This window comes from Oceanospirillum sanctuarii (assembly GCF_002150805.1).
GTDB classification, from domain to species: Bacteria; Pseudomonadota; Gammaproteobacteria; order Pseudomonadales; family Halomonadaceae; genus Oceanospirillum; species Oceanospirillum sanctuarii.
Window position 1 is genome coordinate 1 of sequence record NZ_MTBA01000003.1, and the last position, 13,740, is coordinate 13,740.

General features: G+C 49.0%; 12 protein-coding genes. 11 read left to right on the top strand and 1 reads right to left on the bottom strand.

Annotated features, from left to right (window positions below; translation table 11 throughout):
- Window positions 1-484 precede the first annotated feature (484 nt).
- The 7 genes from BV405_RS03810 to BV405_RS03840 all read left to right on the top strand — a co-directional run bounded on the left by BV405_RS03810 (window position 485) and on the right by BV405_RS03840 (window position 6,939).
- Window positions 485-817 (top strand): glycosyltransferase family protein, encoded by a 333-nt coding sequence (locus tag BV405_RS03810; RefSeq protein WP_140054458.1) that lies wholly within the window; start codon window positions 485-487, stop codon window positions 815-817.
- Window positions 818-848: 31 nt separating this feature from the next.
- Window positions 849-1,418 carry a sugar transferase gene (locus BV405_RS03815; RefSeq protein WP_086479559.1) on the top strand — a complete coding sequence of 190 codons (570 nt, stop codon included), beginning with the start codon at window positions 849-851 and terminating at the stop codon, window positions 1,416-1,418.
- Window positions 1,415-2,368, top strand: a complete 954-nt coding sequence (locus tag BV405_RS03820) for a methionyl-tRNA formyltransferase (RefSeq protein ID WP_086479560.1) — start codon at window positions 1,415-1,417, stop codon at window positions 2,366-2,368. The genes BV405_RS03815 and BV405_RS03820 overlap by 4 nt, the downstream gene beginning before the upstream one ends.
- A gap of 1 nt (window position 2,369) precedes the next feature.
- A complete protein-coding gene (locus tag BV405_RS03825; RefSeq protein WP_086479561.1) occupies window positions 2,370-3,047 on the top strand; it encodes a PIG-L deacetylase family protein in 678 nt (225 codons plus the stop codon).
- Between the two features lie 72 nt (window positions 3,048-3,119).
- On the top strand, window positions 3,120-3,752 hold the full coding sequence (locus tag BV405_RS03830) for an acetyltransferase (protein WP_086479562.1): 633 nt from the start codon (window positions 3,120-3,122) through the stop codon (window positions 3,750-3,752).
- A gap of 22 nt (window positions 3,753-3,774) precedes the next feature.
- Window positions 3,775-4,941, top strand: a complete 1,167-nt coding sequence (locus BV405_RS03835; RefSeq protein ID WP_086479563.1) for a DegT/DnrJ/EryC1/StrS family aminotransferase — start codon at window positions 3,775-3,777, stop codon at window positions 4,939-4,941.
- Window positions 4,942-5,076: 135 nt separating this feature from the next.
- Window positions 5,077-6,939, top strand: coding sequence for a polysaccharide biosynthesis protein (locus BV405_RS03840; protein WP_245832231.1), 1,863 nt, complete (start codon window positions 5,077-5,079; stop codon window positions 6,937-6,939).
- A gap of 82 nt (window positions 6,940-7,021) precedes the next feature.
- Here BV405_RS03840 and BV405_RS03845 read toward each other — a convergent pair whose 3' ends face one another.
- Window positions 7,022-7,990, bottom strand: coding sequence for an IS30 family transposase (locus BV405_RS03845; RefSeq protein WP_086479564.1), 969 nt, complete (start codon window positions 7,988-7,990; stop codon window positions 7,022-7,024).
- Between the two features lie 100 nt (window positions 7,991-8,090).
- Here BV405_RS03845 and BV405_RS03850 point away from each other — a divergent pair, with 100 nt between their 5' ends.
- The 4 genes from BV405_RS03850 to BV405_RS03865 are packed head-to-tail and all read left to right on the top strand — an operon-like array spanning window position 8,091 to window position 13,634.
- Complete coding sequence (locus BV405_RS03850) at window positions 8,091-8,960, top strand: UTP--glucose-1-phosphate uridylyltransferase (protein ID WP_086479565.1); 870 nt, start codon at window positions 8,091-8,093, stop codon at window positions 8,958-8,960.
- Window positions 8,961-8,997: 37 nt separating this feature from the next.
- Window positions 8,998-10,647 (top strand): glucose-6-phosphate isomerase, encoded by a 1,650-nt coding sequence (gene pgi / locus BV405_RS03855; RefSeq protein ID WP_086479566.1) that lies wholly within the window; start codon window positions 8,998-9,000, stop codon window positions 10,645-10,647.
- Window positions 10,644-12,029, top strand: a complete 1,386-nt coding sequence (locus BV405_RS03860; RefSeq protein WP_086479567.1) for a nucleotide sugar dehydrogenase — start codon at window positions 10,644-10,646, stop codon at window positions 12,027-12,029. The genes pgi and BV405_RS03860 overlap by 4 nt, the downstream gene beginning before the upstream one ends.
- 24 nt (window positions 12,030-12,053) lie before the next feature.
- Entirely contained in the window at window positions 12,054-13,634 is a 1,581-nt protein-coding gene (locus BV405_RS03865; RefSeq protein ID WP_086479568.1) for a phosphoglucomutase, read from the top strand.
- The last annotated feature ends 106 nt before the right edge of the window (window positions 13,635-13,740 follow it).

Genomic DNA, 13,740 nt, shown 5'->3' on the forward strand with positions numbered 1-13,740 from the left:
GCGCTGAGGCTCAATAATCAGCAACAAAGAGGTTGGTAGATGAGTTATTTAGAGGTTTCTTAGAAGTTGAAATCAGATAAATGCCGCATCACGACATTAGTTGACTGTTATTAATATGTAGGTGTCGAACTTCTACCAGCATTTTTACCCAAGATGGTTACTGATATTCTCTTCTATGAAATACCCTTAAGCTTATTCCTTTAGGTCATCAAGTGACCATGGTTGGCGATTTACGCTGGTGGTAATTCGGGTTTGCAGCAGAGTTTAAAGAAGCTAATGACCTGTTGTTTGCAACGACGGTACTTTTGACGGCCGGGAATTCCTGGGATCGTTGCGGAAATCTTTCGCAGTAAGAGTTTTGACTTTGAGATGCGTGACCTGAGGCCGGAAATTCCCAAAAGTATGGGGCGATGACATTGCCAAGCTGGGGTTGGATAATGCCATCTTCCGCCCTCCAGTCGATAAGAAAAAGCTGGCGAGTCTGTTGGGTAGTGCGGATATTGGCATGCAGATCTTAGCTGATGTGCCAGCATTTTATTTCCAGACCTCACTGAATAAGTTTTTTGACTATATCGCCGCCAGTTTGCCAGTGATCAATAATTACCCGCGCTGGTTGGCGGGAATGATTGAACAGCATCATGTGGCTTTGCTGTTGAACCACGAAGCCCCTAAGCTATTTGCCGATGCTCTTGAAAAAGCGCTGCAGGATAAAACACAACTTCAACTGCTTGGACTGAATGCTAGAGCCTTGGCAGGGCAGGAGTTTGATAGAAACAGACTATCGGATCAGTTTGCTCTGTGGTTAACCACTAGTTGATCTGAGATTAAAATATACTGGTAAATCCCTTATGTATGCAATTTTTAAACGTTTGTTGGATATTGTGGTGGCAGCTAGTTTGATCTTGCTGTTATCACCAATGTTTATCTTGGTAATACTTGGCATTAGGCTCTCTTCATCAGGCTCTATCTTTTACACTCAAGAGCGTTTAGGCTTTCGTGGCCGAGTGTTTAAACTGTATAAATTTCGCTCTATGACTAATGCCAAACGCGACTTGTCAGTACAGGTTCACCAAGGTAGTGACGAGATCACGGCAATCGGTCATTGGATCAGACGTTTTAAAATTGATGAACTACCACAACTGTTGAATGTGCTTAGCGGCGATATGTCCTTAGTTGGCCCAAGACCTTGTTTGCCTTCATTACAAGCTTCGTTTAATAGCGATGGCCATAGACGCTTGGAAGTGCGACCAGGGCTGACTGGTCTCGCTCAGGTGAGAGGCAATATTTATCTTGATTGGCCTGAACGTTGGCAACTAGACCGCCAGTATGTCGATGATTTATCACTGGTGTTAGACATCAAGATTTTATTTAGAACAGTGCTGATTGTGATCTTAGGCGAGCAATGGGGTAAAAAATGAAAATAGGCATTGTCGGCGCTGTCAACAGCACTATGGTGACTTTGAAATCGCTGATCAAACATCAATTCGACATCACGCTAGTTATGGGGTTTGAACCGATTAATGCGGAAAATGTCAGCGGTCTGACCAATATGCGCAGTGTCTGTGAAGACTATAACCTTAACTATGTGCCTTTTGTCAAAATCAACGACCATGCAGAGCTAATCGAACAGGCTGAGCTTGATGTGCTGTTTGTTGTGGGCTTCTCTCAGTTGGTATGCCAGCGCATTATCGAGGCGCCGAAACTTGGGGTTGTAGGCTTTCATCCGACAGACTTACCGAAAGGTAGAGGCCGTGCTCCCATTGCTTGGCTGGTGGCCAATCAGCAAGATGGCGCAGCAAATTTTTTTGTGATCAACGATATCGCTGACTCCGGTCCTATTTTTGTTAAACAGCGTTTTGCGGTAACTGCATTAGATGATGCCACAACTGTTGAGCAAAAGATTTTAGTAGCTATTGACTCAGCTTTAGATGAGTGGCTGCCGCAGCTGAAACAGGGTATTTGGGCTCCAGTGGCTCAAGAGCACAGTCAAGCGAGCGAATACGGTATCCGTAAACCCGAAGATGGTTTGATTGACTGGTCACTGCCCGCCGTGCAGATAGACCGCATCATTAAAGCTGCAGCTCCGCCGCACCCCGGTGCCTTTAGCTTTTTCAAGAAAGAGAAAATGCTGATCCTATCGTGTCGCTTGGAGCAGACGCTTAACATCCAAGGCATCATAGGCAGGGTGCTGAAGGTGGAGCAGGAGAGCCTATTGATACAAACTGGCAAAGGGTTGTTGTGGATAGATCGCTATCAATGTGGTGGAGATCGGCCAAAGATCGGTGAAAAACTTGGGTTTGATAGCCAGTTGGAAATTTATCATCTGTTTCAAGAATTAGCCGCAATTAAACAAGCGATAGGAATTTAATATGGCCAACGTGTTAGTTATTGCCCCTCATGCTGATGATGAAGTACTCGGCTGTGGTGGCGTGATTGCCAAGCACAGAGCTCAAGGTTATAACGTATATGTTGCGATTATGACCAATGCAGCCCTAGGTGCACCTGAGCTGTTTAAACAAGAGCAAATTGACGAGGTAAGGGCAGAGGCGAAAAAAGCCCACCAACTGCTCGATGTAACAGAAACATTTTTCTACAATATGCCCGCTCCGCAACTTGAGCAATACCCAAACTACAAGATAGCTTCTACACTCAATCAGCTGATTCGCGAGATTCAAGCTCATATCGTCTATGTGCCTCATAAAGGTGATCTGCATCTTGACCATGGAGCCATATATAATGCGGCTTTAGTGGCTACCCGTCCAGTGCCTGGTCAAACAGTAAAGCATGTCTTTGCCTATGAAACTCTCTCAGAAACAGAATGGGGACATCCTTCTGCGGATGCGGTTTTTATCGCTAATAAATTTGTCGATATCAGTGGGACTTTCCTAACCAAAAAGCTTGCAGCAATGAGCAGCTTTAACTCTCAATTAAAACCTTTTCCTAATAGTCGTTCTTTGCAAGCCTTAGAACATCAAGCGCGATTACGTGGTGCCGCTGTAGGGGTGATGGCTGCTGAAGCCTTTTCAGTATTACGTACTATTGACTAGGAATAAATCTTTGCAAATCAATGCTCTCGGTAAAACTATTATACTTAGCGTTGCTATTTTCTGGAGCTAAACATGTCTCAATCAACCAAAAGGCTTGCATTATACGGTGCAGGGGGCCATGGAAAAGTAGCAGCAGAGATTGCCGAGCAAATCGGTTGGGATGATATATCTTTTTTTGATAATAAGTATGGCGAAAAAACTCAATGTGGTCGTTGGCCTATCGTCGGTAATGAGCTCGCGTTGTTTGAGCGCCTAAATGAGTTCGACAGTATATTCGTTAGCATTGGTAATAATCAGATCAGAGCCAATAAGCAAACAGCACTTATAGATGCAGGTGCATCTTTGGCTATATTGATAAGTCCTCGAGCAATTATCAGTCCATCTGTTCAAGTCGGTTATGGTAGCTTGATTGTACAGGGGGCAATCATCAATATTGGCAGCCAAATAGGTAGTGGAGTTATTATCAATACTGGCGCATGTGTTGATCATGATTGTAATGTAGAGGATTTCGCCCACATTTGTCCTGGAACGATGCTCTCAGGAGGAGTTCAAGTAAAAAAAGGGGCTTGGGTTGGTATAGGCTCATCCATTATCCAAAGCGTAGTTATAGGCCAAGACTGCCTTATCGGTGCTGGTAGTGTCGTAGTATCAGATATTGCAGACAACACTAAAGCATTCGGTGTACCAGCTAAAATAAAACATTAACGCATAAGGTATTAAAGTAATAATGTTAAACGGACCTTTTTCTCCTTGGCCTTCTTTCACTCAAGAAGAAGCCGATGCTATAAGCAATGTTTTATTATCAAATAAAGTCAACTATTGGACTGGGCAGGAGGGGCGGCTGTTCGAGAAGGAGTTTGCCGAATTTTCTGATAGCAAGTATGCCATAGCTTTAGCGAATGGGACGGTCGCTTTGGATTTGGCATTTCAGGCTTTGGGCATTGGTGTTGGTGATGAAGTCATCGTTACCTCTCGTACGTTTCTTGCCTCGGTTTCTAGTATTGTTAATGCTGGTGCTGTGCCTATATTTGCAGATGTGGATGCAGACTCACAAAATATTACGGCAGATACTATCCGGGCTGTTTTGACTGATAAAACCAAAGCTATTGTTTGCGTGCATCTGGCAGGTTGGCCCTGTGATATGGATCCTATTATCGCTCTGGCAGAAGAGTATGATCTGTATGTTGTGGAAGACTGTGCTCAGGCGCACGGTGCCCGATATAAAGACAGCTCTGTTGGTTCTCTGGGGCATGTGGGTTGCTGGTCGTTTTGTCAGGACAAGATTATGACCACTGGCGGCGAAGGCGGTATGGTCACCACCAATGATCATGAGCTCTGGTCCCGTATGTGGTCGTTTAAAGATCATGGTAAAAGCTGGGAAGCGGTTTATGAGCGCGAACACCCACCGGGCTTCCGCTGGTTGCATGAATCTTTTGGTACCAATTGGCGGATGACAGAGATGCAAGCGGTTCTTGGTCGAATTCAATTGCAGCGTATGCCGCAATGGCACGAGAAACGCTTATCTTATAGTGAGAAAATCTGGGATACCGCCAGGCACTTACCTAGACTGCGTGTGCCGGAAACTCCTTCTGATACCATACATGCCGCTTACAAGTGTTATGTGTTTGTTGAAGGTACTGAGGCTGAGCGTGACGAGATTATGCAACGGATAAATGGCGCAGGTGTACCTTGTTTCTCTGGCTCCTGCTCGGAGGTTTATCTCGAAAAAGCTTTCGACAATACAGGCTGGCGTCCGAGGGAACCCTTGCCTATAGCAAAGATATTGGGCGAAACCAGCCTGATGTTCCTAGTGCACCCAACACTGACTCAAGGTGAAGTGGATAAAACATGTCAGGTTCTGGTTGATATTGTTTCTGCTGTACTGGGTGAGTAGTTCCCTTCAGTATTTCTGAGCTTCTTGTTTTAACTGTTTTAAGGCGACCACTTTATGCCTCGGCACTTCCATCAAAAAGTCTCTACTCTAAGCCGTAGCCGCAAAAAAGCGATAATGATTGCCGCGGACATTGTTATGATTCCGTTGGCACTCTGGGCTGCCTGGGCGTTGCGTCTGGGTGAGATTATGTCACTCAAAGAGATGCAGCTTCATTGGTGGATGTTTGTTGCGGTCATTCCAGCGGGTATTCTGATTTTTGCCAAGCTGGGGCTGTATCGTGCTGTGGTTCGCTTTATGGGTGGGCAGGCGGTAGTCGCCGTGGCTAAAGGGGCTGCGGTTATGGCTCTGCTGCTCTGGTCGCTGGCTTATACTCTGCAGTTGCAGGGGTTTCCCCGTTCTGTACCTATCAATTTTGCCTTGGTTCTGTTGGTTTTTATTGGTGGCAGTCGTGTATTGGTGCGTAGTTATTATCAGTGGCTGATTAAGCACTTTACCGAGAAAGAAGCCGTACTTATCTATGGTGCCGGTGGTGCCGGTACTCAGTTAGCGTCTGCTTTAATGCCGGGTCATGAATTTTACCCGGTGGCTTTTATCGATGATGATAAAGCCCTGTGGAAGCATACTGTGCAGGGTATCCGTGTGCACCCGCCGCAGGATATTCAAAAGCTTGTTGATGACCATGGCATTAAAAAAGTGCTGCTAGCCCTGCCTAATGCCAGTAAGCAGCAACGTAAAGCCGTGCTGGATCGCTTGTCCCCTTTCCCGATACATGTGCAGACTATCCCCTCTATGCCGGAAATCCTGGCCGGTAGTGCCAGTGTGGATCAGTTACAGGAGGTGGATCTCGAGGATTTGCTGGGGCGGGACCCAGTGCCGCCGAAAGAAGAGCTGTTCACCGCCTGTATTGAAGCAAAAACAGTACTGGTAACAGGTGCCGGTGGCTCTATCGGCTCAGAACTGTGCCGCCAGATTGTTAAGGCAAAACCTGACACTCTGATTCTGTATGAGCAGAGTGAATTTGCTCTCTATGCGATTGAGCAGGAGCTGTGCAAACTGATTGCTGAGCACTCCCTTAACCTACGCGTCTTGCCTGTGCTGGGTTCTGTCTGTAACCGACAGCGTCTGCAGGAGCTGTTCCAACGTTATCCTGTGCATACCGTTTATCACGCGGCGGCCTATAAACACGTACCTATTGTTGAACACAATATTTTTGAAGGCATCCGCAATAATATTGTGGGTACGCAGACGGTTGCTGAACTGGCCAAGGAGTTTGCAGTACAGCATTTTGTGCTTATCTCTACCGACAAAGCGGTACGCCCCACCAATGTTATGGGGGCTACCAAGCGTTTTGCTGAGATGGTTGTGCAGGACCTGGCCGTAGAGTCCGCGGTCACGGTATTCAGTATGGTGCGTTTTGGTAATGTACTGGGCTCATCCGGCTCTGTTGTGCCTCTGTTCCGTAAGCAGATTGAGACAGGCGGCCCTTTAACGGTGACCCATCCGGAGATTACCCGTTTTTTTATGACTATACCTGAAGCATCCCAGCTGGTGATTCAGGCGGGAGCCATGGCTCAGGGCGGCGATGTTTTTGTACTGGATATGGGGCAGCCGGTTAAAATTGTTGATCTGGCAAAACGCATGATTCACCTGTCCGGGTTTGAGGTGAAAGATGAGAGCCATCCCCAAGGGGATATTGAGGTGGTTTTCAGCGGTTTGCGCCCCGGTGAGAAGCTTTATGAAGAGCTGCTGATCGGTGACAATGTAACCGGTACCGGCCATGAAAAAATCATGCGGGCCAATGAAGAGCTGTTGGATAGCCTCACACTGCAGCAGTATTTGCAAAAACTGTCTGATTACGAAAAGCAGAATGACTGTGCCTCTGCCCGTGCTCTGCTGCAAAAAGCGGTCAGTGGTTTTAAGCCTTCTTCAGATCTGGTGGATTTGCTTATGCCTCCAGTAGCTAAAATCGCTGACAAAGTTAGTGGCCAATTGCATTAATCCTTGTTTTTGATATTTTAGTAAAAGCGGTCACAGGATCGCTTTTATGCATCTTGGATTCAAGTAATAAGTGCAATCCAATTTACGCAGCGAGTAAATCAACTCGCTGCGCCATAAAGAGTTCATTCGGTGACTGACATCCTCGTGTTTTTCGGGGACTGTTATTCAGTCGATCCATCACCCTTTGGACATCATCATCCGTAACCTGGTTGAAGTCTGTTCCCTTTGGAAAATGCTCTCTGATTAAGCCATTCGTATTTTCATTGATACCTCGCTCCCAAGAGGAGTAGGGATGGGCAAAATAGATTTCAGCATTAAGCTCTTTAGCTATCGTCTCATGACCTGAAAACTCCATCCCATTATCAAAGGTGATCGTATGCACTTTGTCTTTCAGAGGCGTCATTGCATCGACCGCAGCTTGCGCAAGGTCTCCCGCATGCTTGCTGTTGAGCCTGACGATTATGGTGTACAGGGCTTTACGCTCAACCAGGGTTAGCAGGGCCCCTTTACGTCCTCCACCGATCACAGTATCTCCCTCCCAATCCCCTATGCGACTGCGTTCATCAACAATTAAAGGCCGCTTTTCAATGCAGACCCTGTTCTTAATCTTGCCGCGATGATCATAGCGACCATAACGCTTGCGATAAGGTTTTAAGACGACTCGAAGATGCTGATACAGGTCTCCTCCTTGTGCTTTATCCTGGTAAATAATCTGATAGATCGTTTCGTGATGCAGCTCAACACCTGCATACTTAGCCAGATAGTCTGCCACCTGTTGAGGGCTGAGTTCCTGACGAATCAAGACCTCAATACATATAAGGATTCTTGGGGTAACTTTCGTAGCTTTGTATGCCTTCTTTTTCCTTTCTTCAGCAAGCTTGTGAGCCTGCTTTGGGCGGTATCCGCGGAAGCCTTTATTTCTTCCCAGTTCACGAGATAGCGTAGAAAAGCTCCGACCAATGTGTTCTGCAATCTCTTTTTGATTCAGGCCTGCTTTCTTTAATGAATAGATCTGGTATCGTTCGTTTTCGGTCAAGTGTATATAGCTCATTGTGCAATTTCCTTTGGCGAGAAAATGGCCGAACTATACCGCTTGACCACCCCTCAAGGAATTGCACTTATTATCCGAAACCGCGCATTATGAGGTTGTTATGTCTTCCACATTAAAAAAAGCCATTATTCCTGTGGCGGGTCTGGGTACCCGTCTGTTGCCGATCAGTAAGTCGATCCCGAAAGAGATGGTGCCTGTGGTAGACCGGCCACTGATTCAGCACGTGGTGGAAGAAGCCATAGCAGCGGGCCTGAACGAAATTATTCTGGTCACTCGCGGTGGTAAGTCAGCCGTGGAAGATCATTTTGACAGCCACTATGAGATTGAAACCGAGCTGGAGCGCAAAGGAAAAACCGCTTTGCTGGAAGCTCTGCGGGCGATTGCGCCGCCACAGCTGAAAGTGACCAGTGTTCGCCAGGATCGGGCTTTGGGTTTAGGGCATGCGATCTATTGTGCGGCACATCTGGTAAATGCGGACGAGCCTTTTGCTGTGATTCTGCCGGATGTTTTGGTTAAGACTCAGCCGGGTGTTACAGATTCGAATAACGATCTGAAGTGGATGGTTGAAACCTATCAGGCAACACAGGCAGCGCAGATTATGGTAGAGCAGGTGCCGTTAGAGCGTGTTAATCAGTACGGTATTGTTGATTGCTGTGGCAGCGAACCGGAGGCGGGGCAAAGCCTTGCGTTAAAAGGTATGGTGGAAAAACCGGCTCCAGAAGAAGCACCCAGTCAGCTGTCTGTTATAGGCCGTTATATTCTGCCGGGTGAGGTTATGCAGTTGTTGGCTGAAACCCAGCCGGGTGCCGGTGGTGAAATTCAGCTGACGGATGCTATTGCAGCGCTTATTGCTAAAGGCAGTGCCGTTGAAGCCTACCGTATGAGCGGGCGTACTTTTGACTGTGGTTATATTCAGGGCTGGCTGCAGGCGAATACGGTTCTGGGGCGTGAAGCGGGTCTGATTGATTAAGCATGAGCGCTCTCGCAGGATGTAAAGTTTGGATTCCATGAATAAACCGTTACTGACTGAGCAGCCGGTATTTAAATTGCTGCAGGAAAAAGCCTCTGCCGTTCCGCATCTGAAAGATCTGTTTGCAGCGGATTCTGACCGGGCGCAGCAGATGCTGGTGCAGGGCCCGGGTATGCTGTTGGATTACAGTAAACAGCGGGTTAATGACGATGTGTTGTCCGCTCTTGAACAGTTGTTCTGCCAGCTGAAACTTCCGGAAGCGATCCGAGACCTGTTTAGCGGTGAGGTGGTGAATAAAAGTGAAAACCGCCCGGCACTGCACTCACAGCTGCGTGTTCCGGCGGATAAACAACCACAGGCTTATCAGGATGTGGAAAACCAGCTGCAGCGTATGTCCCGGCTGGTGGATAAAGTGCACAGTGGCGTCTGGCGCGGTTTTTCCGGTAAACGCATTACCGATGTGGTCAATCTTGGCGTAGGTGGCAGTGATCTGGGCCCGCTGATGCTGACTCAGGCGCTGAAAGAGTATGCGGCACCGGAGGCTAAAAATCTGCGTGTTCACTTTGCTTCAACCATTGATGGCAGCCAGCTGTTTGATCTGCTGGATCACCTGAATCCGGAAACAACCCTGTTTCTGATTGCTTCGAAATCCTTCACGACCATCGATACGCTGTCCAATGCGGATACGGTTCGGGCCTGGCTTAGCCGTGTCTGCCCGGATGAAGCTCTGATGCTACGCTGTCATTTTGTGGGTATTTCCACAGCTGTGGAAAAAATGAACCAGTGGGGCATTGTTGCTGAAAATCAGCTGGAATTCTGGCCCTGGGTTGGCGGCCGCTTTTCGCTCTGGTCTGCGGTAGGGTGTTCTATTGCGCTTGATCTGGGTATGGTCACCTTCCGTGAACTGCTGGCGGGAGCCCATGCCATGGATGAACATTTCCGCACCGCGCCTGCTCTGGAAAACATTCCTGCAATGATGGCGTTGCTGGGTGTCTGGAACGTTAATATTCTGGATATCCGTGCCCATGCCATTCTGCCTTACGATGGCCGGTTAAAGTATTTTCCCTCTTATCTGGAACAGCTGGAAATGGAGAGTAACGGTAAGTCGGTGACTCAGGATGGCCAGGCGATCGACTACGCCACTTGTCCTGTGCTCTGGGGGGAGATTGGAGCCAATGCCCAGCATGCGTTTTATCAGCTTCTGCACCAGGGGACCCAGCCGGTCGCAGCTGACTTTATTCTTGCAGCCCGGCGTTACGACCGCTCGTTAGACCAGGCTCATGGCGAAGCTCTGACTGCTCAGCATGAGCTTAATATTGCCAATTGTCTGGCGCAGTCCCGGGTTCTGGCGCTGGGTAATGCCGCGGTGGAGCCTGCAGATAATCCCTTCCGGCATTATCCGGGTAATCAGCCCTCTTCCACCTTGTTGCTGGAACAGCTTGATGCCTACACCTTAGGAGCGTTGATCGCCTGTTATGAACATAAGGTGTTCACCCAAGCGATGATCTGGGGTATTAACCCTTTTGATCAGTGGGGCGTTGAGCTGGGCAAACAGGTTGCACTTCAGCTGCAGCCGTTGTTAAAGCAGAGCGATAATGACGGTAAAGCAGGTTTGGACAGCTCAACCCGGTTGTTGGCTGAGCGAATTGCCGACCTTCGTGGGCAGAACGGACGGTCTGGAAAATGAATATACGCGTATTAGGCAACAATTTAGAAGCCTGGACACTAGCGGCAGTGCTTGCTTCAACCGGCTGCCGTGTTGTTATTGCGGCAAAACAATTACCGGATGAACACAGTGAACTGGCTGAGCTGGACCTGCTGCGTCTTTTGCAAAAGCAGCTGGCTCAGGGGCGCCTGCAGCTGATTGACCTTGCGGATACGGTTTTTAATCCTGCTGACAGCTGTGAGTTGCTGATTGATGCCCGCACGAACCTGTCCGCAGAGCAGCGTTTCCAGGCGCTGCAGATGTTTTCTGATGCCGTTCAGGCAGAGTCCGCTATTTATGCTCTGGTACAACCGGTTGCAGTGGGTACCACAGATCAACTGCAGTGCATGTTGCTGGATGCCTGCAAGGGCCGTGAGACTAAGGCACAAATTGATTGCCTGTACTGGCCCTCTTTTATTGAAGCTGGTCGTGCACTCGAGAGTTTCACCCGCTCCGGCCGTTTGCTGATTGGTGCCAGCCGCCTGTGTCAGAACCCAAAAACAGAAGGTGATATACCGGAAGGTGTTGCTGCAATCCGTGAACTGATGGCGCCATTTAACCGCAGTAAAGATGCTGCCATGGTGATGAGTGCCCGGGAGGCGGAGCTGACCAAAATCGGCATCAATGGCATGTTGGCCACCCGTATCAGCTTTATGAATGAGCTGGCTGATATCGCCAGTCGTCAGGGCGTTGATATTGAAGCGGTGCGTCAGGGCATAGGTGCTGATCCGCGTATCGGCCATCAGTATCTTTACCCGGGCTGCGGTTTTGGCGGCGAAGCCTTCACGGATACCCTCGGTTTTCTGGGTGAGGAGCTTGAAGCCACAGAGAGCGCTCAAGGGCTGGCTTCCGGCCTGTTAAGCAGTGTCTGGCAGATCAATGAACAGCAGAAAGACCTGCTGTTTCAGAAGTTCTGGCGTTATTTTAATGCCGAAATCAAAGGCCGTACGGTTGCCCTGTGGGGTTGCGCGTTTAAACCTAATACCGCAAGTATTGCCGGTAGCCCGGCGCTGGTTCTGATTCAGGCGCTGCTCAGTCACGGGGTGCAGGTTCAGGTCTATGACCCGATGGCGATGGAATCGCTGAAGCTCTGGTTAAACTCTGCACAGATACGGTTAAATTCTGAACAGAAGCCTGATGACGGTCAGGTTGTATTCTGTGACAGTCCGGAGCAGGCTGCGGAACAGGCCGATGCCATCATGCTGGTAACTGAGTGGAAACTGTTCTGGAACCTGAATCTGACCGAAATTGCCACCCGTATGAAAACTCCTTTGTTACTGGATGGACGTAATATTTATCCGCCAAAGCGGGCGCAGCAGGCAGGGTTTGTATATTCCGCTATAGGTCGTGGGCAAACCATCTAGGTTACAACCAAACAAGGTCTTGAGATGTTATCAGCACTATTACAGGCATATTTTCAGCAAACTCCGGATGTGGCCAATCCGCAGCAACAGGTCAGTTTTGGTACGTCCGGTCACCGTGGCTCCTCTCTTAAAACCTCATTTAATGAACAGCACGTGCTGGCGATTGCCCAGGCAGTCGCGGATTACCGTAAACAGCAGGGGTATACCGGACCTCTGCATCTGGGCCGCGATACCCATGCGCTGTCGGAGCAGGCCTGGAACTCTGCGCTTTCTGTGCTGATTGCCAACGATATTGATGTGCGTATTGATGCCGGTGCTTTGGCGATTACCGCAACACCGGTTATCAGCCATGCCATCCTTGCTCATAATGCGGCGAACCCGGAACAGTTAAGTGATGGTCTGGTGATTACGCCATCCCACAATCCACCGGAAGATGGTGGCATCAAATACAACCCGGCCCATGGCGGCCCGGCCGGTGCTGATGCAACGGATTGGATTCAGGCTAAAGCGAATGCCTATCTGGCAGCCGGTCTTGAGGGGGTTAAACGCGTGGCACTGGAAGCAGCTGTTGCCAGCGCCGAGAAGTTTGATTACACCGGTCTGTATCTGGGGGATCTGGAGCAGGTAGTGGATCTGGATGCGATCCGTAACGCCGGCATCAAACTGGGGGTTGATCCTTTAGGCGGCGCCGGTCTGCCGGTCTGGCAGGCACTGACCGAAAACACCGGTATTGAGATTGAAGTGGTTAATGACGCTATCGATGCCAGTTTTGCCTTTATGCCGCCGGATCATGACGGCAAAATCCGCATGGACTGCTCCAGTCCTTTTGCTATGGAAAACCTGCTGGCCATTAAAGACCGTTTCCAGCTGGCTTTTGGTAATGACCCGGACGCAGACCGTCACGGTATTGTTGACCATAAGGGGCTGATGAGTCCTAACCACTTTCTGGCGGTGTGTATCGATTATCTGCTCAGTCATCGTCCGCAGTGGGCAGAAAACCTGAAAATCGGTAAAACCCTGGTCTCCTCTTCGATGATTGACCGTGTGGTTGCCGGACATCAGCGAGATCTGTATGAAACACCGGTAGGTCTTAAATGGTTTGTTGATGGCCTGAAGCAGGGCTGGCTCGCCTTTGGTGGAGAAGAAAGTGCCGGTGCCACGCTGCTGACCCGCGATGGCAGACCCTGGTCCACGGACAAGGACGGTATCGCCCTCTGTTTGCTGGCGGCTGAGATCATGGCGGTAACCGGTAAATCGCCTTCTGAGTATTACCTGGGGCTGACTGAGAAATACGGCAGTCCGGCTTATCGCCGTGTGGATACACCGCTGACACCAGAGCAAAAAGCAGGCTTTAAAAACCTGACCGCCGGGAGTATCACCTCTGCGCAACTGGCCGGTGAAAAAATCGAGCAGGTCTATGTTAAGGCACCGGGTAATCAGGCATCCATTGGAGGTATTAAAGTGGTTACGGAAAACGGCTGGTTTGCCGCCCGCCCGAGTGGAACTGAACCGCTGTATAAAATTTATGCGGAAAGCTTTAAGGGTGAACAGCATCTGAATGAGCTGATCGATGAAGCCCGTGCCTTGCTGGGGCGGGTGCTATAAAGAGGAATTAAAGTTTCAATGGCTTATTAACCCAGTCAAACATACAACTGAGCAGAGTGCTCCCCTCTCTTATGAAAAGAACCCCAGTTCAAAAAGCTGGGGTTCT

Coding starts and splice junctions, on each gene's coding strand:
- BV405_RS03830 (WP_086479562.1), top strand. CDS start 3,120: ATGTCTCAATCAACCAAAAGGCTTGCATTATACGGTGCAGGGGGCCAT.
- BV405_RS03835 (WP_086479563.1), top strand. CDS start 3,775: ATGTTAAACGGACCTTTTTCTCCTTGGCCTTCTTTCACTCAAGAAGAA.
- BV405_RS03865 (WP_086479568.1), top strand. CDS start 12,054: ATGTTATCAGCACTATTACAGGCATATTTTCAGCAAACTCCGGATGTG.
- pgi (WP_086479566.1), top strand. CDS start 8,998: ATGAATAAACCGTTACTGACTGAGCAGCCGGTATTTAAATTGCTGCAG.
- BV405_RS03815 (WP_086479559.1), top strand. CDS start 849: ATGTATGCAATTTTTAAACGTTTGTTGGATATTGTGGTGGCAGCTAGT.
- BV405_RS03825 (WP_086479561.1), top strand. CDS start 2,370: ATGGCCAACGTGTTAGTTATTGCCCCTCATGCTGATGATGAAGTACTC.
- BV405_RS03845 (WP_086479564.1), bottom strand. CDS start 7,990: ATGAGCTATATACACTTGACCGAAAACGAACGATACCAGATCTATTCA.
- BV405_RS03860 (WP_086479567.1), top strand. CDS start 10,644: ATGAATATACGCGTATTAGGCAACAATTTAGAAGCCTGGACACTAGCG.
- BV405_RS03820 (WP_086479560.1), top strand. CDS start 1,415: ATGAAAATAGGCATTGTCGGCGCTGTCAACAGCACTATGGTGACTTTG.
- BV405_RS03840 (WP_245832231.1), top strand. CDS start 5,077: ATGATTCCGTTGGCACTCTGGGCTGCCTGGGCGTTGCGTCTGGGTGAG.
- BV405_RS03850 (WP_086479565.1), top strand. CDS start 8,091: ATGTCTTCCACATTAAAAAAAGCCATTATTCCTGTGGCGGGTCTGGGT.